19 protein-coding genes are annotated in these 24301 nt (G+C 64.3%); 9 read left to right on the top strand and 10 right to left on the bottom strand.

Features of this window, described 5'->3' with window-relative positions:
• Positions 1 to 123 precede the first annotated feature (123 nt).
• From SPHI_RS07665 to SPHI_RS07655, 3 genes are all read left to right on the top strand, one after another.
• Positions 124 to 3411 (top strand): TonB-dependent receptor, encoded by a 3288-nt coding sequence (locus SPHI_RS07665; RefSeq protein ID WP_076744304.1) that lies wholly within the window; start codon positions 124 to 126, stop codon positions 3409 to 3411.
• Between the two features lie 100 nt (positions 3412 to 3511).
• Complete coding sequence (locus SPHI_RS07660; RefSeq protein WP_076744303.1) at positions 3512 to 4630, top strand: sensor histidine kinase; 1119 nt, start codon at positions 3512 to 3514, stop codon at positions 4628 to 4630.
• 87 nt (positions 4631 to 4717) lie between these two features.
• The gene (locus SPHI_RS07655) at positions 4718 to 5518 is read left to right on the top strand and encodes a LytR/AlgR family response regulator transcription factor (RefSeq protein ID WP_076744302.1); all 801 of its coding nucleotides are present in this window, start codon (positions 4718 to 4720) and stop codon (positions 5516 to 5518) included.
• A gap of 43 nt (positions 5519 to 5561) precedes the next feature.
• On the opposite strand, the gene SPHI_RS07650 is transcribed toward SPHI_RS07655, so the two are convergent.
• Positions 5562 to 7910 (bottom strand): TonB-dependent receptor, encoded by a 2349-nt coding sequence (locus SPHI_RS07650; protein WP_076744301.1) that lies wholly within the window; start codon positions 7908 to 7910, stop codon positions 5562 to 5564.
• Positions 7911 to 8245: 335 nt separating this feature from the next.
• On the opposite strand from SPHI_RS07650, the gene SPHI_RS07645 reads away from it, so the two are divergent.
• Positions 8246 to 10099: an ABC-F family ATP-binding cassette domain-containing protein gene (locus SPHI_RS07645; protein WP_076744300.1), complete on the top strand. Its 1854-nt coding sequence runs from the start codon at positions 8246 to 8248 to the stop codon at positions 10097 to 10099.
• A gap of 176 nt (positions 10100 to 10275) precedes the next feature.
• On the opposite strand, the gene SPHI_RS07640 is transcribed toward SPHI_RS07645, so the two are convergent.
• Together SPHI_RS07640 and SPHI_RS07635 are read right to left on the bottom strand one after the other, a co-directional pair.
• Complete coding sequence (locus tag SPHI_RS07640; protein ID WP_408640481.1) at positions 10276 to 11487, bottom strand: class I SAM-dependent methyltransferase; 1212 nt, start codon at positions 11485 to 11487, stop codon at positions 10276 to 10278.
• 18 nt (positions 11488 to 11505) lie between these two features.
• Positions 11506 to 12447, bottom strand: a complete 942-nt coding sequence (locus tag SPHI_RS07635; protein WP_076744298.1) for a histone deacetylase family protein — start codon at positions 12445 to 12447, stop codon at positions 11506 to 11508.
• 43 nt (positions 12448 to 12490) lie between these two features.
• On the opposite strand from SPHI_RS07635, the gene SPHI_RS07630 reads away from it, so the two are divergent.
• Positions 12491 to 13513: an alpha/beta hydrolase gene (locus SPHI_RS07630; protein WP_076744297.1), complete on the top strand. Its 1023-nt coding sequence runs from the start codon at positions 12491 to 12493 to the stop codon at positions 13511 to 13513.
• A gap of 343 nt (positions 13514 to 13856) precedes the next feature.
• Here the strand turns inward: SPHI_RS07630 and ahcY are convergent, their stop codons facing one another.
• From ahcY to SPHI_RS07615, 4 genes are all read right to left on the bottom strand, one after another.
• On the bottom strand, positions 13857 to 15275 hold the full coding sequence (gene ahcY, locus SPHI_RS07625; protein WP_076744296.1) for an adenosylhomocysteinase: 1419 nt from the start codon (positions 15273 to 15275) through the stop codon (positions 13857 to 13859).
• Positions 15276 to 16341: 1066 nt separating this feature from the next.
• Entirely contained in the window at positions 16342 to 16548 is a 207-nt protein-coding gene (locus SPHI_RS14850; RefSeq protein WP_144036171.1) for a hypothetical protein, read from the bottom strand.
• A gap of 396 nt (positions 16549 to 16944) precedes the next feature.
• Positions 16945 to 17424 carry an acetyltransferase gene (locus tag SPHI_RS07620; protein WP_456299949.1) on the bottom strand — a complete coding sequence of 160 codons (480 nt, stop codon included), beginning with the start codon at positions 17422 to 17424 and terminating at the stop codon, positions 16945 to 16947.
• A complete protein-coding gene (locus tag SPHI_RS07615) occupies positions 17417 to 17977 on the bottom strand; it encodes a YqgE/AlgH family protein (RefSeq protein WP_076744294.1) in 561 nt (186 codons plus the stop codon). Before SPHI_RS07615 ends, SPHI_RS07620 begins: the two co-directional genes overlap by 8 nt.
• A gap of 105 nt (positions 17978 to 18082) precedes the next feature.
• On the opposite strand from SPHI_RS07615, the gene SPHI_RS07610 reads away from it, so the two are divergent.
• From SPHI_RS07610 to SPHI_RS07595, 4 genes are all read left to right on the top strand, one after another.
• Positions 18083 to 18562: a peroxiredoxin gene (locus SPHI_RS07610; protein WP_076744293.1), complete on the top strand. Its 480-nt coding sequence runs from the start codon at positions 18083 to 18085 to the stop codon at positions 18560 to 18562.
• A 41-nt stretch (positions 18563 to 18603) separates the two neighbouring features.
• Entirely contained in the window at positions 18604 to 18867 is a 264-nt protein-coding gene (locus SPHI_RS07605) for a hypothetical protein (protein WP_076744292.1), read from the top strand.
• 72 nt (positions 18868 to 18939) lie between these two features.
• Positions 18940 to 20373, top strand: coding sequence for an AMP nucleosidase (locus SPHI_RS07600; protein ID WP_076744291.1), 1434 nt, complete (start codon positions 18940 to 18942; stop codon positions 20371 to 20373).
• Between the two features lie 77 nt (positions 20374 to 20450).
• Positions 20451 to 20996: a hypothetical protein gene (locus tag SPHI_RS07595; RefSeq protein ID WP_076744290.1), complete on the top strand. Its 546-nt coding sequence runs from the start codon at positions 20451 to 20453 to the stop codon at positions 20994 to 20996.
• A gap of 176 nt (positions 20997 to 21172) precedes the next feature.
• Here SPHI_RS07595 and SPHI_RS07590 read toward each other — a convergent pair whose 3' ends face one another.
• The 3 genes from SPHI_RS07590 to SPHI_RS07580 are packed head-to-tail and all read right to left on the bottom strand — an operon-like array spanning position 21173 to position 24249.
• On the bottom strand, positions 21173 to 22993 hold the full coding sequence (locus SPHI_RS07590; protein WP_076744289.1) for a M2 family metallopeptidase: 1821 nt from the start codon (positions 22991 to 22993) through the stop codon (positions 21173 to 21175).
• Positions 22994 to 23051: 58 nt separating this feature from the next.
• A complete protein-coding gene (locus SPHI_RS07585) occupies positions 23052 to 23825 on the bottom strand; it encodes an alpha/beta fold hydrolase (protein WP_076744288.1) in 774 nt (257 codons plus the stop codon).
• A complete protein-coding gene (locus SPHI_RS07580) occupies positions 23806 to 24249 on the bottom strand; it encodes a GFA family protein (RefSeq protein ID WP_076744287.1) in 444 nt (147 codons plus the stop codon). Before SPHI_RS07580 ends, SPHI_RS07585 begins: the two co-directional genes overlap by 20 nt.
• Positions 24250 to 24301 lie beyond the last annotated feature (52 nt).

Here is a 24301-nt window from a genome sequence, read left to right as displayed (position 1 = left end):
GTCATCGAAGCGAAATATTACAAGCCCATCGGCGCGCCGGAAGGGTCGTGCAAACGACCCTGGACCGGATCAGAAGCACGTACCGGACGCAACAGAGCGAACGCGCTCGCAAGGGGAATACAGATGCGACATAACCTGTTCTTGGGTGCGGCCGTGGTCGCGCTCATCGCGCCGGCTGGTGCGATGGCTCAGGAGACGACCTCCACCATCCGCGGCAGCGTCAGCGCAGCGGGGGCGCCGGTTGCGGGCGCCACGGTGACGGTGATCGACACCGGCACGAACCGTCGCACCACCACCACCACTGATGCGAACGGCGCCTATAGCGTCGGCAATCTGCGTCCGGGCGGCCCCTACAGCATCGAAGTGGCAAGCGCCTCGGGCGGCTCGACCGTGACCGACGTGTTCACGGTCGTCGGTCAGCCTTACGACCTCCCGATCGACCTCGCCAGCAGCGAAGCCGGCGACGACATCGTCGTCACCGCATCTGCGCTGTCGCGCGGCGGCGTCACGTCGGACGGCCCACAGACCGTCCTGACCCAGCGCGAGATCGGCCGGGTCGCCTCGATCAATCGCGACATTCGTGACCTCGCCCGCCGCGATCCGTTCGCGCGCTTCGAAGAAACTGCCGGTGGTGGCCGCTCGATCTCGTTCGCCGGCATCAACCCGCGCTACAACCGGTTCTCGATCGACGGCGTTGTCGTGTCCGACAACTTCGGTCTCAACCCGGACGCGAACCCCACCCGTCGTGGCCCGGTGCCGCTCGACTCGATTGGTCAGTTCAGCACCTCGGTCGCACCGTATGACGTGCGCCAGGGCAACTTCCTGGGCGGCGCGATCGACGCGATCCTGACCACCGGCACCAACGAGTTCCACGGCAACGCCTTCTACAGCCAGAACACGGACGGCCTGACCGGCGAGCGCATCGGTCGCGGCATCGACACCAATCTCGACTTCAAGAGCGAGACCTATGGTGCGACGCTTTCGGGCCCGCTCATCAAGGACAAATTGTTCTTCATGATCTCGGGTGAGAAGAACACCGAAGGCAACCCGCTGTCGCCTACGCCCGGCCAGGTTCCGGGTCTGACGCAGGGCTTGATCGACACCGTCGCCGGTGTCGCCAACTCGGTCTATGGTTTCGACGCCGGCACGCCGCTGCTGACCTCGACCGAAAAGGACGAGAAGATCGTCGGCAAGATCACCTGGAACATCAACGACGACCATCGCTTGTCGCTGAGCTACATCAACGCGTACGACGAAGCGAACTTCCTTCAGAACTCGAGCACCAGCAACTCGCAGCCCTCCTACGGCTTGTCCTCGAACGCCTACAAGGCAACCGAGCTGCTGCGCGCCGGCATCGCGCAGTTGAATTCCCAGTGGACAGAAGCTTTTTCGACCGAGGCTCGCTTCCTCTACAAGAGCTACGAGCGGGGCGCGCTTTCGCTGAACGGCAATGAATTTGCGCAGTTCGGCGTTTGCACCGACGCGACCTCGGGCGGCGCGGCCAACCAGTGCACCAACGGTGCAGCACGCCTCTTCTTCGGTCCGGACAGCTCGCGCCAGTCGAACGAATTCTACACCGACACCTACTCGGGTTCCGTGCTCGCCCGCCTGAACATGAACGGTCATGATCTCAGGGCGTTCGCGCAGTATGATGAGATCCGTGTCTTCAACCTGTTCCTGCAGAACACGACCGGCAATTACTATTTCGACTCGCTGGCGGACTTCCAGTCACGTCGCGCCAATTCGGTGACCTTCCAGCGTCCTGCATCGGGTGACGTCAACGACGCGGCAGCGGACTTCAAGTATCGTCAGTACACGTTTGGCATTCAGGACGATTGGCAGATTACCGATCGCCTCAACGCCTCGTTCGGCATGCGCTACGACTTGTTCGACGCCGCGAACGACATCCCGTTCAACGCCGGCTTCCAGCAGCGCTACGGCTTCCCGAATACCAAGAACTTCAAGGGTATTGGCCTCTTCCAGCCCCGCATCGGCGTAAACTGGGAACCAATCGACGACGTGAAGCTGCGTGGCGGTTTCGGCATCTTTGGCGGCGGTACGCCTGACGTGTACCTGTCGAACAGCTACTCGAACGCAGGTGCCGGCGTTGGCGGCGTCGGGATCAACTCGGTCAACATCCAGCGGACGGCTACCGGCTTCACCGTGAACGGCGGGTTCCTCGATCCGGCGGTCGGCGCAGCCATTCTGAACAACGTGTCCGGCAGCAGCATCCCGACGCAGCTTCAGGGGCTGATCCCGAACACCGGTGCCAACCCGCTCGCCAACATCAATGCGCTCGATCGCGATTTCCGCATCCCGTCGGTTTACAAGGCAACTCTGTCGGCCGACTGGACGCCGCGTGACTTCCTGGGTGGCGGCTGGCGCTTCGGTGCGGACTATTACTTCAGCCGCACAAAGGACTCGATCCAGTTCGTCGATTATCGTTCCACCCAGATTGGCACCCTGCCAGACGGCCGCCCGCGCTTTGGTCCGCTGCCATCGGTGGGCACCAACACCAATACCGACATCGTTCTGCGCAACGGGGATCGCGGTCGCAGCCACGTCGGTGTGGTTCGGGTCGATAAGACGTTTGACTTCGGCCTGATGCTGAACTTCGCCTACTCGTTGCAAGACGTGAAGGACGAGACCCCGGCGACGTCGTCGACGGCGGGTTCGAACTACGCGAACGGGGCGTTCTTCGGCGATCGGGCCGCTTATGGCACCGCTAACGATCAGGTCGCCTGGGCGTTCAAATATGGCGTCGGCTTCGACCGCGCCCTCTTCGGTGATGCTCGCACTATCGTCCAGCTGTTCGGCGAAACCCAGGCGGGTCGTCCGTATAGCTACACGATGGAAGATTTCGGCAGCACGCAGCGCAGCGCCGTCTTCGGCCTGACGGGCCGTGACGACCGTCATCTCCTCTACGTGCCGCAGGCCGGCGGCGACGCGCTCGTCAGCTATGACTCGCAGGCAACGCAGGATGCGGTCGAATCTTTGATCAACGACTCGGTGCTGAAGAAGTACCGCGGGAAGATCGCGCCGCGTAACGTTGCTCGTGCCCGGGCCTACACTCGGATCGACTTGCATCTGGAGCAGGAAATTCCGACGTTCCTCGGCAATTCGAAGCTGTCGGTCTTCGCGGACATCCAGAACGTGCCTAACCTGCTCAACAAGAATTGGGGCGGGTTCCGGCAGGCCGTGTTCCCCTACATCGAGGACGTGGTTCGCGTTCAGTGCCTGAGCGCCGCGGTGCCGACCGGGACGGCGCCCGGAACGGGCCAGATCAACACCTCGACGAACCAGCCGTGCGCACAATACCGCTATTCGGGCGCAGTCCGTCCGAACGATGCGGCTCCGGAAATCCGTCCGTCACTGTACTTCATCCGCCTGGGTGCGCGCTTCAAGTTCTGATCCGCGCATAACAGGCTGAATCTCCAGGGCCGCCGCTTGCACCCGCAAGCGGCGGCCCTTCCTTTTGCGCCGCGGCGAACAGGCGTGTAGAGGGCGTTGGATGGCGTCGACGCTCCCCGCTCCTGCTCCTTCGGCCTCGCCGATCCGGCCGAGCAATTTAACGGTTCGGCCGTTCTTCGAAGACAAGTCGCGGGCCTTCTGGATCCTTCAGGCGGCCGGCTGGTCAGGCTATCTGATCCTGCGCACGGTCTCGTCGATCTCGAACGGCTTTACGCTGAAAGGCGTCATCACCAACATTGTCGAGACGATCGTCGGCTATTGCATCACGCTGCTGCTTTCCGTGCTCTACGGCTATTATCGGGGGTTGCCGCGCATCACCGCGATCATCCTGACCGTGATGACGCTTGGCGCGGCAACCTTCCTCTATGCGTTGCTTGACACCTTTTCGTTCAGCTTCATTGCATTGCCGACACCCGGCGTCGACGTGACGCTGTTGATCGGGGCGCTGTTCCTCAACTTCACGGTGCTCGCCGGCTGGTCCGCGCTCTATTTCGGGATCAATTTCTATCTGATCGTCGAGGAACAGATCGATCAGCTCCAGCATCTGGAGACCCAGGCGTCCTCGGCGCAGCTCGCCATGCTGCGTTACCAGCTCAACCCGCATTTCCTGTTTAACACGCTGAACTCGATCTCGACCCTGGTGCTGCTCAAGCAGACCGAACGGGCCAACGCGATGCTCAGCCGGCTGTCGAGCTTTCTGCGCTACACGCTTGCCAATGAGCCGACCGCGCATGTGCCGCTGTCGCAGGAAGTGGAGACGCTGAAGCTTTATCTCGAGATCGAGAAAATGCGCTTCGAGGATCGCCTGCGCCCCAAGTTCGAGATCGATCCCGCGGCGGAGCGCGCGCGCCTGCCGTCGCTGCTGCTCCAGCCGCTGGTCGAGAATGCGATCAAATATGCCGTCACGCCCAAGGAGGAAGGAGCGGAAATCTGCGTCACTGCGCGGCTGGTCGGTGATCGGGTGCGGATCGGCGTATCGGATACGGGCCCGGGCTTGCAGCCGACAAAGAACAAGCCGAGCCTTTCAACCGGCGTCGGCATTGCCAATATCAGGGAGAGACTGGTCCAATCATTCGGGACGGATCACCGTTTTGAAATCCGCGCCATGCCAGCAGGGGGCTTCGGCGTGGAGATCGAGATACCGTTTCACTTGGGGTAAAAAGGGAAATTTCGGGGGCGTGAAGTTTGATCACCGCTCGGCCGATCGTCACGGCCAGGCGGCATCGCATCGGAGAACGACGTTACCATGACCATCCGCACCATTCTCGTCGACGACGAGCCGCTCGCGATCCAGGGCCTCGAGCTCCGGCTGGAGCCGCACGACGACGTCGAGATCATCGCCAAGTGCCAGAACGGGCGCGAAGCGATTAGCGCGATCAAGACCCACAAGCCCGATCTCGTCTTCCTTGACATCCAGATGCCCGGCTTCGACGGCTTTTCCGTCGTCCAGGGGCTGATGGAGGTGGAGCCGCCGCTGTTCGTGTTCGTCACCGCTTATTCGGACCATGCGTTGCGCGCGTTCGAGGCGCAGGCGGTGGATTATCTAATGAAGCCGGTGGAGGAAGCGCGGCTCGCCGACACGCTGGATCGCGTGCGCCTGCGGCTCGCCGAGAAATCGAGCGTCGGCGAAGCGGAGAAGCTGAAGGAGGCGCTGGCAGAGCACGCGCCCGAAGCGGCGGCCGAGATCGTAGATGGTGGCGACGGGCACACATCAAGCCGATTCGAGAAGCTGATCAACGTCAAGGATCGCGGGCAAATCTTCCGCGTCGATGTCGATACGATCGAGATCGTCGAGGCAGCGGGCGATTACATGTGCATCAAGACGGCGGACAACACGCTGATCCTGCGCGAGACGATGAAGGATCTGGAAAAGCGGCTCGATCCGCGACGGTTCCAGCGGGTGCACCGCTCGACGATCGTCAACCTCGATCAGGTGCGGCAGGTGAAGCCGCATACCAATGGCGAATGTTTCCTGGTGCTCGATTCAGGCGCGCAGGTGAAGGTGAGCCGCAGCTATCGCGACGTGGTGGCGCGCTTCGTTCATTGATGAGGTGAGGCCGGACGACGTTGGTCGCCCGACCCTCCCCCGATTAGCGCGTCTTGACCGCGAAGCTGACACCGATGATGCGCGGTTCGTTGTACACCGCGGCGTTGTAGTTCTCGATCACGCCCTTCAGGTTCTTCTCGCCGGACAGGTTGCGGCCGAAGGCGGCGATTTCGTAGCGGTTGCCGGGATCGGTATAACCGACCTTCAGACCGGTTTCGAAATTGCCGTCCGAGTAGAACTCACGCGTCTTGTACAGCACGAAGTTCGTGTAGCCCTGGACGTTGAAATCACCCGAGACGAACAGATTTCCCTCGTTCCACAGGGGGATGTCGTAACGGACCGCGGCGTTGAGCTGCCACTTGGGCGCGTTGGGCAGCGGGTTGCCGTCGATCTGCGCCAGCACTGCGGGCGATCCGAAGATCGTGCGGGTGATCGTCGGATCCTCGACGGTGCAAGTGACGCGACCGTTGAGGGCGCAAACCGGCGCATAGACGCGATCGTCCTTGATCTCGGTCTTCAGCACGTTGCCGCCCAGCGAGAAGCTGATGTTGCGGATCGGGCGCCATTCCAGCTCCGCCTCGACGCCCCAGGCGGTCGCCTTGTCGGCGTTGAACAGCACGCCATTGCCGTCGGCATCGTTGCCGTTGAGCTGGATGTCATCGACGTTCCAGTGGAACGCGGTGGCGTTGAGGCGCAGATTCGAGAACGGCTCGCTCTTGAAGCCAAGCTCGTACGACATGATCGTCTCGGAATCGGCCGTCGTGAAGGCCGAGCCGAACACCGCCGAGCGCCCCTGGATGGTCGGGCCGCGGAAACCGCGCGCGACACGAGCGAAGACGTTCACGTCATCCGCCACCTCATACAGTGCCGACAGATCCCAGCTCGGCTCCTTGCCGACCAGGCGCACGTTGCGCGGCGCGGTGGCGGGGAAGTTCACCGTCGCGCCGGTCATCGCCGCGCGCACCAGGTTGGTGCGCTTGCGATCCTCGGTGTAGCGCGCGCCGCCGCTCAGCGTCAGGCGATCAAAGGTGTAGCTCGCCTGACCGAACACCGCCCAGGAGGTGTTGACGTTGCGCAGGCGGACCCAATTGTCGGGATTGTTGGTGTTCGGGTTCGACGCCACGAACGGCGCCGTCAGGAAGAAGCGGCGCTGGTAGAAATCGGTCGTATCGCGGCTATCGAAATAGAAGCCGCCGACCTGCCACTTGAAGGCGCTGTCGCCGCTGCTGGCGAGGCGCACTTCCTGTGTCCACTGATCGAGATCGCGCACGTTGCCCTGGCTCTGGCCGTAGCCGTTGGGCACGCCATTGACGGGGAAGTTCACCGCCGCGCCGCCGTCGGTGTCACCGCGGCTGAAGCCTGAGGTGGTCTCATAGCCTGTGATCGAGGTCAGCGTGATGCCGCCGAAATCCCACGCGATATTCGCCGATCCGCCGTAAGTTTCATACGCCTGACGGTTGTCGAAAGCCTCGTCCTGCGAGGTCCGGTCGCGGCGGCTCTTGGGCTTGTTGTTCCCCATCGGCAGTGCGTTGCGATAGAAGATCGTCGAGGTACCGTCATAATCGCGATAATGGCCCGACAGGTTGATCGAGAGATCCTCGATCGGCGTGAACAGCAGTTGGAGACGCGCGTCCTTCTCCTCGAAGCCGCCCAGCGCATCCTTGCCGCCGCGGGTGCCGTCAAAGCCGGTGCCGGTGAAATTGTTGTCGATCCAGTCGTCGCGGCGCTGGTACAGGCCGGACACGCGGAACGCGACCTTGTCCTGCACGATCGGGCCACCGACGCCGACGTCAGCGGTGACGGTGTTGTAGCTGCCGTAGGAGAAGTTGCCGCGTGCCTGGAAATCCATCGACGGGCGGATCGTGTCGAACTTGATGATGCCGGCGGTCGTGTTGCGGCCGAACAGCGAGCCCTGCGGACCGCGCAGTACCTCGACCTGCGCCACGTCAAACACCGGGTTCGACTTCAGCACGACATGTTCGAGGACGATATCGTCCTGGATGATCGACACCGGCTGCGACGCGCCGAGATAGAAGTCGATATTGCCGAGGCCGCGGATGTAGAACCGCGGGAAGATGCGGCCGGTGGTCGTCTCGGCATACAGGCCGGGAACGCGGCCGGCGAGCGCGACGATGTCCTCGCCGCCCGACTGGAACTGACGCAGCGCATCGCCGCGCAGCGCGCTGACCGACACCGGCACGTTCTGCAGGTTCTCCTCGCGACGCTCCGCGGTGACGACGATCTCGTCGAGGCCGCTATCGGTCGCCGTGGCGAGTGACGCAGCCTGATTGGCCTGCGACGGATCAGCCGTCTGAGCGGTGGCAACGGCCGGCAGCGCCAGCATTGCGGTGGCGGACAGAAGCAGCGCGCGGCGCGCGGTGGCGAAGGTCACGATATTCCCCTTGTAGTTCGTTCTGCGGTCGGGATGCGCACGCCGCCGTGTGCCTCGCGCGAGGCCTGGCAAGTCGTCGGTCGGTCCCTTGAGCTGCGGCTAGGCCGCGATTGAGACCGGTTTGTGACGGAATGTGGCCAGACGAGCGATCGCGCCACAGCTGTTACACAGATGCCACAGGGGTGAAGGGGAGCCACCTTCAGGTGGGAAGAAGAAGCGGGACTCCGGATCTAGTCCGGGATGACGGATAGCAGGAGGCACGTGTCGAAGCGCATCGTTCGCGCGGGCTGAGCGTGATGCTCGACCTGACGGTCTTTCAGCCGTAAGGCACGCGCATGCTGACGATCAACGGTATCACGGTGCGCCTTGGCGGGCGCGCAATCCTCGACGGCGCCTCCGCGTCTTTGCCGCCGGGCAGCCGCGTCGGGCTGATCGGGCGCAACGGCGCGGGCAAGTCGACGATGGTCAAGGTGATCGCCGGGCAGATCGACCCGGACGGCGGTTCGATCGACAAGCCGCGCGGCGCGCGTATCGGCTATATCGCGCAGGAGGCACCCGCAGGCGAGGCCACACCTTTCGACACGGTGCTGGCCGCGGACGTGGAACGCGCCACGCTGATGGAGCAGAGCGAGACGGAGCAGGACCCGGAGAAGTTGGGCGACATCTATGAGCGGCTGATCGCGATCGACGCCTATACCGCCCCGGCGCGCGCGGCGCAGATCCTTCTGGGGCTCGGCTTCGACGAGGACGCGCAGAACCAGCCGCTCGACAGCTTTTCCGGCGGATGGAAGATGCGCGTCGCGCTGGCCGCCCTGCTCTTCTCGCAGCCCGACCTGCTGCTGCTCGACGAGCCGTCGAACCACCTCGATCTCGAAGCGGTGATGTGGCTGGAGGATTTCCTGCGCTCGTACAAGGCGACGATCGTGGTGGTCAGCCATGAGCGTGACTTCCTGAACAACGTCGTCGATCACATCCTGCATCTGCAGGCGGGCAAAATGACGCTCTACACCGGCGGCTATGATTCATTCGAGCGCCAGCGTGCGGAGCGGATGGCGCAGATCGCGGCGGCCAAGGCGAACCAGGACGTGCAGCGGGCCAAGCTGCAGGATTATGTCGCGCGCAACTCGGCGCGAGCCTCCACCGCGAAGCAGGCGCAGAGCCGCGCGAAGATGCTGGCCAAGATGCAGCCGATCGCGGAGCTGGCGAACGATCCGACGCTGTCGTTCGGCTTTCCCGATCCCGAGCCCTTGCGCCCGCCGCTCGTTACACTGGATCATGCCAGCGTCGGCTATGGCGAAACGCCGATCCTGCGCCGGCTCAATTTGCGGATGGATCCGGACGATCGCATCGCACTGCTGGGACGCAACGGCAACGGCAAGACCACCTTTGCCCGCCTGATCGCGGCGCAGCTCGCGCCGATGGACGGCACGATGGCGGCGACCAACCGGATGAAGGTTGGCTATTTCACCCAATATCAGGTGGAAGAGCTCGACTCGGATGACACGCCCCTCGCCCATATGACGCGCGTGATGAAGGGTGCCTCCCCCGCCGCCGTGCGAGCGCAGCTTGGGCGGTTCGGCTTCTCGGGCGATCGCGCGACGGGCAAAGTGGGCAAGATGTCGGGCGGCGAGAAGGCGCGGCTCGCGCTGGCGCTAATCACGCGCGAGGCGCCGCATCTGCTGATCCTCGACGAGCCGACCAACCACTTGGACGTCGATGCGCGCGAAGCGCTGGTGCAGGCGCTGAACGAATATAAGGGCGCGGTGCTGATCGTGAGCCATGACCGGCACATGGTGGAAATGACCGCCGACCGGCTGGTGCTGGTCGATGGCGGCACCGCGCGCGAGTTCGACGGCAGCCTGGACGATTATGTCGCTTTCATCCTCGCCAAGGAGCCCAAGACCGAAGGCAAGACGCGCAGCAAGGAAGACAAGAAGGCGGCGGCCGAGAAGCGCGAAAGCGACAAGGCGTGGCGCAAGACCGCCAAGGATGCCGAGGCGGAGATCGCCCGGCTCGGCGCCGAGCGCGGGGCAATCGATCTGGCGATGTCCGACCCGTCGCATGCCGACAAGGCGCTGGCGGGGCTAACGACGGGCGAGCTGATGAAGCGGCGGGCGGCAGTGGTCGAGAAGATCGGGGAAGTAGAGGCGCGCTGGTTGGAGGCGACCGAGGCGCTGGAGGCAGCGTGACGCCGGTTATATCGGTGGAGGTCTTTGCATAATCTCTCGTCACCCCGGACTTGATCCGGGGTCCCGCTTCATCTTTTGGCACTGGGGCTAGGCAGCAGGACCCCGGGTCAAGCCCGGGGTGACGAACACGGCGGGCTACAGGGCGGTAACGCACTCACCGCTTTACTGGGTGACTGTTAGGGCGAGCCCGACTTCACCAGCGTTACCTGCACCACGTCGATGCCGCCGCCGCGGAAACCGCCTTCACAATACATCAGGTAATAACGCCACAACTGGATGAAGCGCTGGTCGAACCGCTGCGGCAGGCGACCGTCGGCCACGGCCGCGTCTAACTGCTCGCGCCAGAGCCGCAGCGTTTCGGCATAGTCGAGGCCGAAAGCGTGGCGTTCCTGCCAAGCAAGGCCGTTTTCTTGCGCCAGCGCTCGGAACTGCGCCTCGTGGATCAGCATGCCGCCAGGAAAGACGTGCGCCTGGATGAAATCGACGTTGCCGGCATAGGATGGCCAGATGTCGTCGGCGATCTTGATGAACTGGATCGCGGCCCGCCCACCAGGCTTGAGCGCGCGGGCGATGGCGGCGAGATAATCGCGCCAATACCGCTCGCCGACCGCCTCGACCATCTCGATCGAGGCGATCCCGTCATACTGGCCGGTCACGTCGCGATAATCGGTGATCGACGCCGCCACCGGCAGGCCGGCGGTGCGTGTTGCAACGTGGCGCTGCTGTTCCTGGGCGAGGGTGATCGCACGCACGCCGATGCCGCGCCGCCCCGCCGCCTCCGCAAGCGAGCCCCACCCGCAGCCGATTTCGAGCAGGCTGCCGCCGGGCGGCACCGCGACGCGATCAAGGATCGCGGCGAGCTTGCGGTGCTGCGCGGCCTCCAGCGTGTCCCCGGGTGCGAACAGCGCGCTGGAATAGGTCAGCGTCGGATCGAGCCAGCTTTTATAGAAATCATTGCCCAGATCGTAATGCGCGGCGATGTTGCGGCGCGCGTTGCGTCGATCATTGTGGCGCAACGCATGGAGCAGCCTCGCCGCGAGCCGCACGCCGCGCTTCGCGCGGGCGAGGTTGCCGAGCGTTGCGCGGTTGCGCATGAAAAGATCGAACAAGGGAACGGGATCGGGACTGGTCCAGTCGCCGTCCGCCCATGCCTCATACCAGCCGATCGAGCCGCCGGTGACGAGCCGACGGAGGGCACGCCAGCGGACGATCGTGACGATCGGCACTGGCCCATCGCGCCGCCCACCGAGCAGGCGGCGCGTGCCATCGGGCAGCGTCGCCTCGATCGCTCCCTCCGCCAGACCGGCGTCGATCCGATCGAGCAGGCGGTGGAACACCGGCGCCAGGCGGCGTGCCCAGAAGGGTTGGGATCGCGGGTGTTCGACCATGGCGTGCATCGCGCGCGCTCATGCACCGGTGCGCGGACTTGCGAAAGAGGGTGCGGCGTCTTGCCGGCGTGTCAGGTAGGCACGCCCGAGCCGCAGGATTACGTCGACGTGCCGACGCGCGATCGCCAGCACGTCATCACCATAGCCGCCACCCACCGTGCTCGCGAGAGGCAGGCCACGGGCAAGCGCGTGCTTCGCAACCAGCAGATCGCGCTGGGCGAGGCCATTATCGGTGAGCGAAAGGCGACCAAGCCGGTCACCGGCGTACGGGTCGACGCCGCCCTGGTAGAGGATCAGATCGGGCGCGAACTGGTCAATCAACGCCGGCAGCGTCGCGCCGAGCGCGGCGAGATAAGCACTGTCGTCCGTGCCGTCGGCGAGCGGCACGTCGAGCGTGGACCGAGCCTTGCGCGCGGGGAAGTTCTTTTCGGCGTGCATCGAATAGGTGGCGATATCGGGGTGACCGGCAGTGAGCGCCGCCGTGCCGTCCCCTTGGTGAACGTCGACATCGACGATCAGCACGCGCTTACCCTCCGCCGCCAATTGGACGGCGGCGATCGCGAGATCGTTGAACACGCAATAGCCCGCACCGGTGGCCGCAAGCGCATGGTGGCTGCCGCCAGCGGTGTTGGCAGCGAAGCCATGCCGCAGCGCTAGTTGTGCAGCGAGATACGTGCCGGCCGGCACCAGTTGCGCACGGCGAGCCACGGTGGCGGTGACGGGAAAGCCGATCCGCCGCTCCTTTTCACGGGGCACGCGTGCTTCCAGCACTTCCGCAACATAGTCCGGATCGTGCGCGGCCTCGACCCACGGGCGGGGTGCAGGCGCCGGCTCATGCCAGGCGATCGCTTCGCCCTCGGCGCGCAGCAGATCGCGGATCGCCCCGTTCTTGCCCCATCGATAGGTGGAGCGGGCAGGCGCCTCGGTGACGTAATTGGGGTGATGGACGACGGCAATCATCTACGCCAAGATAGTAGCAAAAGCGAACGATAGGAGAGATGGGATGACCGATACGCTGATCCGCGACGCTGAGACCAATGCCCCTGCCCCCGCAAGCGGCCCCTATGTGCGGCCCGATGTGCGCGGCTTTCTCGATTATCTCAACTCCGTCGACGGCCCCAAGACGCATGAAGGCACGCCGGACGCCGCGCGCGCGATGTATTATGCGATGAAAGACGTCGCCGATCCGCCAGTCGGCGCGCTGGCGACGATCAAGGACCTGACGATTCCGGGCCCTGCCGGCAACATCCCGGCGCGGCTGTTCGACGCGCGCGAGACGCGGGAACCGGGCCCGGTGGTGGTGTTCTTCCACGGCGGCGGCTTTGTGATCGGCAATATCGACACGCATGCGAGCTTCACGGCCGAGATGGCGCGGCAGCTCGATCTGCCGGTGGTTTCGGTGGACTATCGCCTTGCGCCCGAAGCGAAATGGCCAGCGGCGCCGCAAGATTGCGAAGCGGCCGCACGCTGGGTCGCGTCGAGCCCAGCCGAGCTGGGGCGGATTGCCACCAGCCTAGTGCTGTCAGGGGACAGCGCGGGGGGCACGCTGACCATCACCACCACCATGGGGCTGCGCGACCAGGCGGCGGATGTGCCCGTGATCGTGCAGGCGCCGATGTATCCGGCGGCCGACATGAACAAGGAATATCCCTCGTTCAACGACTTCGCCGATGGCTATCTGCTGACGCGCGAGACGATGATCTGGTTCGCCGAGCATTATCAGGCGGATTTCACGCACTTCCAAGGTTCGCCGATGGTCGGCGAGTTGGTCGGGCTCCCGCCAGCGGTGGTGATTACCGCGAGCCTCGATCCGATCCGCGATCAGGGTCGTGCTTATGCCGCCGCGCTGGTGCTGGCCGGGGTGCCGGTGACGTATCGCGAGGCGGTGGGGAACATCCATGGGTTCATCACGCTGCGTCAGGCGATCCCGTCGAGTGCCGGCGACGTGGCGGGTTATCTCGCCGCGGTGAAGGATGCGATTGTCGAGGCGGAGGGGCAGCGGGTGATGAGGCAGGCGGCGGGATAAGCCAAGGCGGCCTTGACTTACGCGTCGCCCAGCCCTGTGCTGGGGTCCAGGGTTCCGCTTACCACGCGGCGTCGGATGCGCGGAAGACTGGATGCCGGGACAAGCCCGGCATGATTATTGGGGGTTACTGATCGCCTTCTCTCGTCGCTGTCTTTCCGGCCTCGCGCCGGGCTCCAACCGTCCGCACGCGCTGTTGCCCGATCATCCAGCGACAACGCTCGCCGAACCTTCGATCCAGGCGCAAGGCCAGCATGACGAAAGAGGAAGTGGCAACCTTCCATCCCGAACAATAAAGGGGCGAGCCTCGCGGCCCGCCCCATCCTTTGATCGATAAACAAGCGGATCAATAGCGATAGTGATCCGGCTTGAACGGGCCATCGACCGAGACGCCGATGTAGCCGGCCTGCTTCGGCGTCAGCTTCGACAGCTGCACGCCGAGCTTCTCCAGGTGCAGCGCCGCAACCTTTTCGTCGAGGTGCTTGGGCAGAACGTACACTTCGTTCTTGTAGTTCTCGCCCTTGGTCCACAGCTCGATCTGCGCCAGCGTCTGGTTGGTGAACGACGCGCTCATCACGAACGACGGGTGGCCCGTCGCGCAGCCCAGGTTTACCAGCCGGCCCTTGGCGAGGATGATGATCTGCTTGCCGTCCGGGAACTTGACCAGGTCGGTGCCCGGCTTCACTTCGGTCCAGTCGTAATTGTCGAGCGCCGCGATCTGGATCTCGCTGTCGAAGTGGCCGATGTTGCACACGATCGACATGGGCTTCATCGCCTTCATGTGATCGGCGGTGATCACATCGGCGTTGCCGGTCGCGGTGACGAAGATGTCGGCGCGCTTCACCGCCTCGTCCATCGTCACGACCTCGAAGCCTTCCATCGCCGCCTGCAGCGCGCAGATCGGATCGATCTCGGTGACGAGCACGCGCGCGCCGCCGTTGCGCAGCGACTGCGCCGAACCCTTGCCGACGTCACCGAAGCCGGCGACGCAGGCGACCTTGCCGGCGAGCATCACGTCGGTGGCGCGGCGGATCGCGTCGACGAGCGATTCCTTGCAGCCGTAAAGGTTGTCGAACTTCGATTTGGTGACCGAGTCATTGACGTTGATCGCCGGGAACGGCAGCTCGCCCTTCTTGGCGATCTCGTACAGGCGGTGGACGCCGGTGGTGGTCTCTTCCGAAACGCCCTTCAGGTTCTTCACCGTCTCGGTCAGATAGCCCGGCTTCTTGGCAATGAACGCCTTGAGCGCACGCTGGAACTCGACCTCTTCGGCATTCTCCGGCTCGCCGAACGACTGGCCAGCCTCAAGCTTGGCGCCCCAGAGTGCGAACATCGTCGCGTCGCCGCCGTCGTCGAGGATGATGTTCGCGGTCTGGCCGTTGCCGTCATCCCAGTCGAAAATGCTGCCGACATAGTCCCAGTAATCGGCCAAGCTCTCGCCCTTCACCGCAAACACCGGGATGCCGGCGGCGGCGATCGCGGCGGCGGCATGGTCCTGCGTCGAGAAGATGTTGCACGTCGCCCAGCGAACGTCGGCGCCCAGCGCGGTCAGCGTCTCGATCAGCACCGCGGTCTGGATCGTCATGTGCAGCGAGCCGGTGATGCGCGCGCCCTTGAGCGGCTGCGACGCGCCATATTCCTCGCGCAGCGCCATCAGGCCGGGCATCTCGGTTTCGGCGATGTTGATCTCGGCGCGGCCGAAATCGGCGAGGCCGATGTCCTTGATGACATAATCAGTGGTGGGGCGATCGAGAGCGGTGGCCACAAGGGGTCTCCAGGAACTGTGACGCCGGCCAAGGCACGGATCACCGGCCGGCATGGGCGGGCACATAGCGGCGGGTGGTGGTGAATACAAATATAAAGATATCTTTATATGAGGCTGCCAGGGTTTGCTCTGGCGTTTGGCGGACGCCCGCCCCGGCTGTCGTCGAGCGCTCGACCGTGGCTGCGGCGCCGCGAATGTTGAGGAAGTTGAGGCCGTGGCGCGTTTTTCTCCAACAAGTGTCAACATTCGCGGGTGGGACGTGGCCGGGCATGGGGGAGAGTTTAGCCGTGGAGGGGTGTGTAGGACAGTAAACGCGAGGCGCGTGCGGATGGGTGGAGGTGGCTGGCGCAGTGTTCGTCTTGGTCTGCCGATATGCTGATCTTGTTTCAGCATTCACCGTGCTGGAGGTGACGGCCGCTCGGGCGGGCGGGTGGACCCTGAAACGAGTTCAGGATGACGCCGGATATGGGAAGGCGCCGTTTGGCGTGCTTGAACGATCGCGAAGAGCAGACATGCTGTTCTTCGCGCATGCCAGATGGGCGTTAGCGGACCTTCCGCTTTCGGGAGCCGCCGAGCCGATCGCGAACGGCTGTTTGGATGAAAGGCGCCATTTGTGCTCACGTTGAACGAGTGACGCGGAATCCTACTTGGAGCGGTTGGACTTCGATGAAGTCACCTTCGGCGGTGTGCCCCGCACAACGCTTGGCACCGTCGCACACAGTACTGATCCGACGTTCCGTTGCGCGACGAAACCCACTTTCGCAGACCCGCGGCATCTCAACTAGCACGATGTAGATGCTGTCAAAGCCCGGTGAACGGTCGGGCGCGTCAGCGTTTATGTTCCGAACAGTCGCACCTTGGCAGAGCGGCAGACCGGTGACTTCGTTGAAGTAGCCGATCGTCTCTGGCCGGGTTCCACACGACAGCAGCAACGGGCCAATCAAGAGCAAAGGGGGGAGGCGCATCAACATTCTTTTTATGGTGGCGCGGAATGCCCGCAAGTGGGCGTTAGCTGCCTTACTTCCTGAAGCCTAATCAACGAGCGTGAACGGCCGGAAGTTGGTGCTTATGAGACGCGGCTCTGGAGCGTGAAATAGCGAGGATAGCGTGCTTTCAGCGCGGCGAGCGTGATGATGAAGGGCGCCAATCCTACCAAGGACGCCAGTTCGGAGCCCATCTGCGCGCCGAGATATCCCACAGCAGCGTACTGGCAGGACTTGCCTATACCCACACCGAACGTGATGAAGAAGGCTGAATAACTCAGACGGCGCAACGTCATCCTTTCACGGCGACTGTCGCGCCAGCGTACGGGCAAGGCGAGGCCGCCGACCCCGCGCCGCCTTCGCCTCAGTGATAGGTTGCTGTCTTCGGCACGTCGGTGGCGAGGACGAAGCGCGCGACCGTCGATCGTGACCGGCTATGGGTCGGGTTCCGGCTCCCGATCGGCGACTCTGCAAGAAACGCCTTCCTCCCGCCTCGCCTGTCGGCGCTCGACGCGGAAGCGCCCACCTTAGCCGCCGTCATGCTGAACTTGTTTCAGCATCCACCGCGCCACAGGCGATGGCCGCGCCGGTGGATGGGTGGCCCCTGAGACGAGTTCAGGGTGACGGCGGGTTTGGGAGCGCGGTTTGGGGCGCGGGGTCGACGTGGTTCGGCATCCTTGGGCTAGTTACCCGTCATATCTCAGATGGATCAGCGGATAGGGTCTGCCTTGATCGTCGGTCGGAGATCGTCCGGTGCGATGAAATCCCATCCGCTCGTAAAAGCCGACCGCCTGACCATTCTGTTCGTTGACGTCCGTCGTCAGCGTGGGGTGCAGCGCCAGCGCGTGGCGGACAAGTGCCGCGCCCACGCCCGTGCCACGACAGACGGGATCGACGAACAGCGCCTCCATATGGCCGGCTTCGATCAGCATGAAGGCGAGCGGGCGATCCGCTTCGTCGACCGCCAGCCAGGATGACGCGTCCGGCAGGAAGCCGCGCACCAGTTCCTCGATGGCGACCCGATCCTCGGGCGAGAGGAAGTCGTGCGTCGCATCGACGGCATCGCGCCAGATCTGCACGATGCGCGCGCCATCGTCCGGGCGGGATCGGCGGATCCCGTGCAGGACGGGACGTGGTGCTGCGCTGGGCGCAGCCATGTCAGGCATGACCGCTCTCGTTGCCCAGCAGCTTGGGATCAATCCCCGCAACGGTGAAGCCGCGGGTCCAGCGTTCGGCAGTGTCGGTGTCGAACAACATGCCTTCGTCATCGGCGACGTTGAGCCAGCCGTGGCGCGTCATCTCGCCGTCAAGCTGACCCGCCGCCCAGCCGGCATAGCCCAGCGCGATCAGCCAGCGTGTGGGGCCCCTCCCCTCCGCGATCGCGCGCAGGGCGTCAAGCGTTCCCGACAGCGACCATTTGCCGGCGACGTCGATCGTGTCCTGCCCGCTCCAGTCACGCGAGTGGAGCACGAAGCCGCGGCGCGTTTCCACCGGACCGCCGAAGTGGATCGGCACATTGGGCGTCTCGCCCGGATCGATCTTCACCTGCTCCAGCACGTCATGAAAGCCGAGCCCGGCAACCTGCGCGCCGATGCCGATGCCGATCGCGCCTTTCTCATCATGCGCGCACACCGCGATCACCGCCTGGTCGAAGCGCGGATCGCCGATGCCGGGCATGGCGAGGAGGAACTGGCCAGTCAGAAAGGTCGCTGTTTCCATGCGCTAGCTCTATGCTGCGTCGGACCGGATCGTCACGCTTGAAAACGGCCGCCGCGCTTGCGAGGTAACGCCCGCCGCACCAACCGTGGCGCAGGAGACACAGAAATGACGATCAGCGTCGGCGACAAGCTGCCCAAGACGACCCTCGTCAAGGCCACCGAGAACGGACCCGAAGCGGTCGATTCGGCGGAATATTTCGCAGGCCGCCGCGTCGCGCTGTTCGCGGTGCCCGGCGCGTTCACGCCGACCTGTTCGGCCAAGCACCTGCCAGGCTTCGTGGAAAAGGGCGCTGACCTGAAGGCTAAGGGGATCGACGAGATCGCCTGCACCTCCGTCAACGATGCATTTGTGCTCGGCGCGTGGTCCAAGTCGGCCAATGGCGGCGATGTTACCATGCTGGCGGATGGCAATGGCGATTTCGCCGAGGCGCTGGGGCTGACGATGGACGGTTCCAAGTTCGGCATGGGCAAGCGCAGCCAGCGTTATTCGATGATCGTCAATGATGGCGTCGTGGAGCAGCTGAACGTCGAGGCCCCGGGCGAGTTCAAGGTGAGCTCGGCCGATCACTTGCTCGGAAACCTCTGAAGCAAAAGGGCGTTGGTCGCGGAGTAATCAAGGAGTTCACCATGACCACCGCCACACAGACCAACAATGCTTCCAAGAGCAACTCCAGCCTGGCCGACCGCGCGCGCAATGCCGCGAGCGGAGCGCAGGCACGGGTGAGCTCGGCGACGTCGGCGACCATGGATGCAGCCAAAAGCCGGCCTTATGCAGCGGCCGGCATCGTTGCCGGCGTTGCCGCGGCCGTTGGTGGTGCTGCTTACGCGGCAACCCGAATGGGCAGCAGCAACTCCAACAGCGGTTCTGCAAAGGACAAAACCAAGCATTGAGGACAAGCGCCGCCCCGGTTCCGATCGGGGCGGCGACTTGCCAGAGTCACCATCGCGGCGTAACCATCCGCGATGACTGCTCACGACATCGTTGCCGAGCTTGATCGGCTTTATACCGGCGCGGTGGCGCGCCTTCAGGCGGCGCTCAACCTATACCTGACCGAAGGGACGCCGCCTTCCGCCGAGACGCGGCGCGATGGGTCGTTCGCATATCCTGAAATACGCCTGCGCTTTGGTGGCGGGGAGAGCCGTCCGGCGCCGTTGCGATCCTTTGGGCGGCTGGTCACGGCTGGCGAGTATCGCATCTCTGTTACCAAACCGGCGCTGTTCGCTGATTATCTTGTGGAGCAGTTGACGCTGCTGATCGAGGATTATGATGTCACGGTCGAGGCAGTGCCTGGCGCGACCGAGATCCCCTTCCCTTATGTGCTTGATGCGGGCCATGCGCTAAGCTTGGACGAGGTGTCGGCGGCAGAGCTGGCGCGGCATTTCCCGGCAACCGAGCTGGCTCACATCGGCGACGAGATCGCCGACGGGCTATGGGCGTCGATCGACGGGACGCGGCCGCTGGCGCTGTTCGACGGGTTGCGCACCGATTTCAGCCTGGCGCGGCTTCGCCATTACACCGGCACGTCGCCGGAGCACGTTCAGCGCTATGTGCTGTTCACCAACTATCACCGGTACGTCGACGAGTTCGTGCGCTGGGGGGCAGCGCAGGTGGGCAGCGGTGACAGCCGCTTCACCGCGCTGGCGGGGCCGGGCGGCGTCTTGTTTCAGCCCGGCGACGATCCCGCGATCCTGGACGATACGGCGTGGCGGCGGTTGCAGATGCCGGCGTACCACCTCGTCGCGCCCGATCGTTCCGGCATTACCTTGGTCAACATCGGTGTCGGGCCGTCAAATGCCAAGACGATCACCGACCATCTCGCGGTGACTCGGCCCGACGCGTGGATGATGATCGGGCATTGCGGCGGGCTCCGGCCGTCCCAGCGGATCGGCGATTATGTGCTCGCGCACGCTTATCTGCGCGACGATCATGTGCTGGACGACATGCTGCCGCCGGAGATTCCGGTGCCAGCAATTGCCGAGGTGCAGCAGGCGCTGGCTCGGGCGGCGGAGACTGTATCGGGACAATCCGGTGAGGAGTTGAAGCGGCGGCTGCGCACGGGCACGATCGTCACCACCGACGATCGCAACTGGGAATTGCGCTACAGCCGGTCGGCGCTGCGCTTTTCTCTATCCCGCGCGGTGGGGATCGACATGGAATCCGCGACGATCGCCGCGCAGGGCTTTCGCTTCCGCGTACCGTATGGGACGTTGCTGTGCGTGTCGGACAAGCCGCTGCATGGCGAGCTGAAGCTGCCCGGCCAGGCCAACCGCTTCTACGAGCGGGCAATTTCCGAACATATGCGGATCGGCATCGAGACGTGTGAGGAATTGCGCCGCGAAGGACAGAAGCTGCACAGCCGCAAGCTGCGCGCGTTCAACGAGCCCCCCTTCCGCTGAGGCATGTTGCGCTGAGGAAACGATTCGTCGGCTCGCTGCGTTACGCTTCCCATTCACTGGTGAAAGGGGAGCAGATCATGGCCGACAACGAGGATACGCCGACGCCCGCCGCTGCGCCGAAGCCGCCGGCACGCCGCGCGCCGCGCAAGAGCTCGACCGCTAAGTCGGCCAGCAGCACGCCCGCCGACAAGCCGGCGAGCAAGCCGCGCCGCAAGCCGGCGGCATCAGCGAGCGAAGCCGCCGCGGCGACGCCAGCGAAGAAGCCGGCCGCCCCCCCCAAGCCGCGCTCGACTAAGCGCGCTACCCCAGCCCCGAAGCGGCCGGCCAAGCCGAAGAGCGCTGCGGCTGCGGAGGCGGAGAAGGCGCCGGTCTGGAAGAACAAAGCAGCGATCGCTGGCGGGCTGGCGGCGGTCGGCGCTGCGGCGACGGCGGCGCTGCTGTCGCTGCGCGGCTCAACGCCGAAGAAGGACGCGGCCAAGGCTGACGATTCGACGACAAAGGACGAAGGGTCCGCCAAGCCGACCGACACCGGGGCCAAGGCGCATATGCCCGATGGCACGGACGCATCGAAATCATTCGAGGCGGGCATCGCCGACGAGAATATAATCCCGGAAGAAAAGTAGGAGCGGCGCGACCAGATCGGTCGCGCCGCCACTGACCCACCCCGATTTCGTCATCCCCGCGGAGGCGGGGATCCATATACGCAGCCTTACCGAATGGGTCGCAGCATCGGCGTCTATGGATTCCCGCCTTCGCGGGAATGACGATCGGCTATGTGACGCAGCCGCTCACCAGCCGCTCACCAGCCGCTGGGCTTGCCCTTGTTCTGCTGGTCAAGCCACGTCTTGAGCGGTGCGAAATAGGCGACCATCGACTTGCCCGACATGTCGCGCGTGCCGGTGAACGCCTGAAGCGCGTCTGGCCAGGGCTTCGATTGACCCATCTTCAGCATCGCATCGAGCTTCGCGCCGACCGCCTTGTCGCCGAAGAACGAGCAGCGGTGGAGCGGCCCCTTCCAGCGGGCCTGCTTGCACGCCGCCTCATAGAACTGGAACTGGAGGATGCGCGCCAGGAAGTAGCGGGTGTAGGGCACGCCCGCGGCAACGTGATATTTGGCGCCGGCGTCGAACTTGGTCTCGTCACGCGTCACCGGGGGCACGATGCCCTGATATTGAAGGCGAAGCTTGTCCCAGCCCGCCTGCATCTGGCCTGCGGGGATCTCGCCCGAGAACAGCTGCCAGCGATATTTGTCCACCATCAGGCCGAACGGCAGGAATGCGACCTTGTCCATCGCCTGGCGAAGCAGCAGGCCGATGTCCTTGTCCGCCGCCGGCACCTTCGCCTGATCGAGCAGGTTGATCTTCACCAGATAATCCGGCGTGATCGACAGCGCGACAAAATCGCCGATCGCCTCGTGGAAACCGTCATTGGCGCCGTTCTTGTAGAGGAACGGCTGCTGGTTGTACGCGCGCTGATAGTAATTGTGGCCGAGTTCGTGGTGGATGGTGATGAAATCATCCGCATTCACCTTGGTGCACATCTTGATACGCAGATCATCGATATTGTCGACGTTCCAAGCGCTCGCGTGGCAGATCACCTCGCGATCCTGCGGCTTCACAATCTGCGAGCGCTTCCAGAAGCTCTCCGGCAGCGGCGCGAACCCCAGCGAGGAATAGAAGCCCTCACCCGCCTTCACCATCTTTATGGGATCGTATTGCTTGGCCTTGAGCAGATCGCCGATGTCATAGCCGAGGTCGCCCGCGCCCGCCGGCGCGACGACGTCGTAGATGTTGCCCCATTCCTGCGCCCACATGTTGCCGAGCAGGTCGGCGCGGATCGGGCCGGTCTTCGCCTGGACGGCATCGCCGTACTTTTCGTTGAGCTTCCAGCGGACATAGGTGTGCAGCGCCTGGTAAAGCGGCTCCACCTCGCCCCAGAGCTTGTCGGTCAACGCGGCGAATTCGTCGGGCTTCATGTCATAGCCCGAGCGCCACAGTGCGCCGGCATCCTTGAAGCCGAGCCCAACCGCCCCTTCGTTGGTCAGCTTGGTTGCGGCGACATAATCGTTGCGCATCGGCGCGCCGACATTGTCGTGCCAGCTGACCCACATTTCCTTGAGCTTGGCGGGATCACGCTCCTCCCCCATCGCTGCCTCGATGTCCGATCCGTTGATCGGCTGGCCGTTCAGCGTGCCGCGGCCCTTGCCGTAGCTGGAACCCATGCGCGTGAAGAGCGTCGACAGCTCCTCCGCCGCACCGGCGCGAGTCGGGGCCGGCAAGGTGATGCCGCCGACCAGCAGGTCGAGCTTGCGACGGGTGTCGGCCGAGAGGCCGGGCAGCGCGCGGTAGCGGGCGGCCTCGGTCGCAAGCTTCACCTGCATTTCGGTGAACCGCCCGCCCGACCGGGCGGCGAGCGCATCGGTATCGTCGGTGATGTAGGTGGCGTTCACCCAAGCGATCTGCGCACCCTCGATGCTTTCCTCGGCGAGCTGCTTTTCGGCGGCGGCGACAAAGGCGTCGGCCTGCGCGACGGTGGGCGCAGGCGCGGACTGCTGGGCGGAGGCGGGATGCGCGGCGAGTGCCGCCGCCAGGGCGGCGAGCGAAGTGACGTGGCGGAGCATGAGCTTCCCTTTTTGGCGTCTTGTTATGAAGTTACAGTGGAACTCGGGACCAACCCGGTCAAGCCACGAGGAAATCGGCGATGGCTTGGCCAAGTTCCGGCTTGGTGACGCAGCTCATGTGGTTGCCGGGAATGTCGACCAGCGTGGCGTTCGGCAGGGTTGCCGCGAGTTCGGCTGCCGACCCATTGTCATCGTCATCCACGCCGTTCACGACCAAGGTCGGCTGGGTGAAACCGGCAACCACATCGCGGGGCGTTGAGACAAAGGTGTCGATCACGCCGAGCAACGCCACCGGATCTCCGCCGGTCGTCTTCAGGAACGCTTCGGCCATCCACGCGGGGCTGCCGCGTTCGTGCTTGCCGAGGTTGGTGAGGATGTTGCGGAAATGGTTAGCACGACGCTCGGCTCCGGTGAGGCCTTCGAGACCCATTCCGGAGAAGATCACCCGCTTGGGCGTGGCACCGGTCGCGAGCATCCGCGAGGTGGTTCGCGCCCCGAGCGAGTAGCCGCCGAGATCGTAGTCGGTGAGGCCGAGGTGCGCGATCAGCGCGTGACCGTCCTTCGTCAGCGCATCGGGCGGGTAAGCGGCGGGATCGTGCGGCTTGTCGCTCTCACCATGCGCGCGCAGGTCCGGCATGATGACGCGATAACCCTTGGCAGCGATCGCGTCCGCGTGGCCGTAGCGGATCCAGTTGGTGTTCGCGTCCGAAAAATAGCCGTGGATCAGGACGACCGGACGCCCTTCTCCCGTTTCCGGCCTGATCTCGTGCCAGGCCAGCCTCGTGCCGTCGAAGCTGGTGAAATGATGCGTTTCAGTCGGGAGTTTTGCCACAAGCTTCCATCCAGCGTTTGGTCACGCTCTCATTCTCCTCGCTGCGCATGCGTGGCAAGTCGCGCGTGTCGATCCAAGCCTCGTGCATGCTCTCGACGGCATAATGCTGCGTGGGTCTGAAGCGGCACGGATCGTCGAAGCTGCCGATGGTGATGTCAATATTCCCGCCATCTTCGATGAACCCGAAGCCGAGCGGCGTGCCGCATGCCGAGCAGAACGGCCGGTGCGCGATCGGTGAGGAGCGGTGCCAGTCCGGCCCGCTCTCCCAAGTCAGCTTGTCGACCGGCACATTCTTGTACGCGATGGATACCCCGCCGGTTGCGCGCTGGCACATGCGACAATGGCACAGATAGGCGTCGTCGTCGGTGATCTCGGCGGTGTAGCGCACCCGGCCACATTGGCATCCGCCCGTCATGCTTGTCATCCGCCCGGCTCCTTCCCGCAGGTTCAACGCGCCACCGGGCCCTCCGCTGCAT

The organism is Sphingomonas jeddahensis, assembly GCF_001981525.1.
Classification (GTDB): Bacteria; Pseudomonadota; Alphaproteobacteria; order Sphingomonadales; family Sphingomonadaceae; genus Sphingomonas; species Sphingomonas jeddahensis.
The sequence above is the reverse complement of the archived record's forward strand: the minus strand, read 5'-3'. Positions and strand labels throughout refer to the sequence as shown.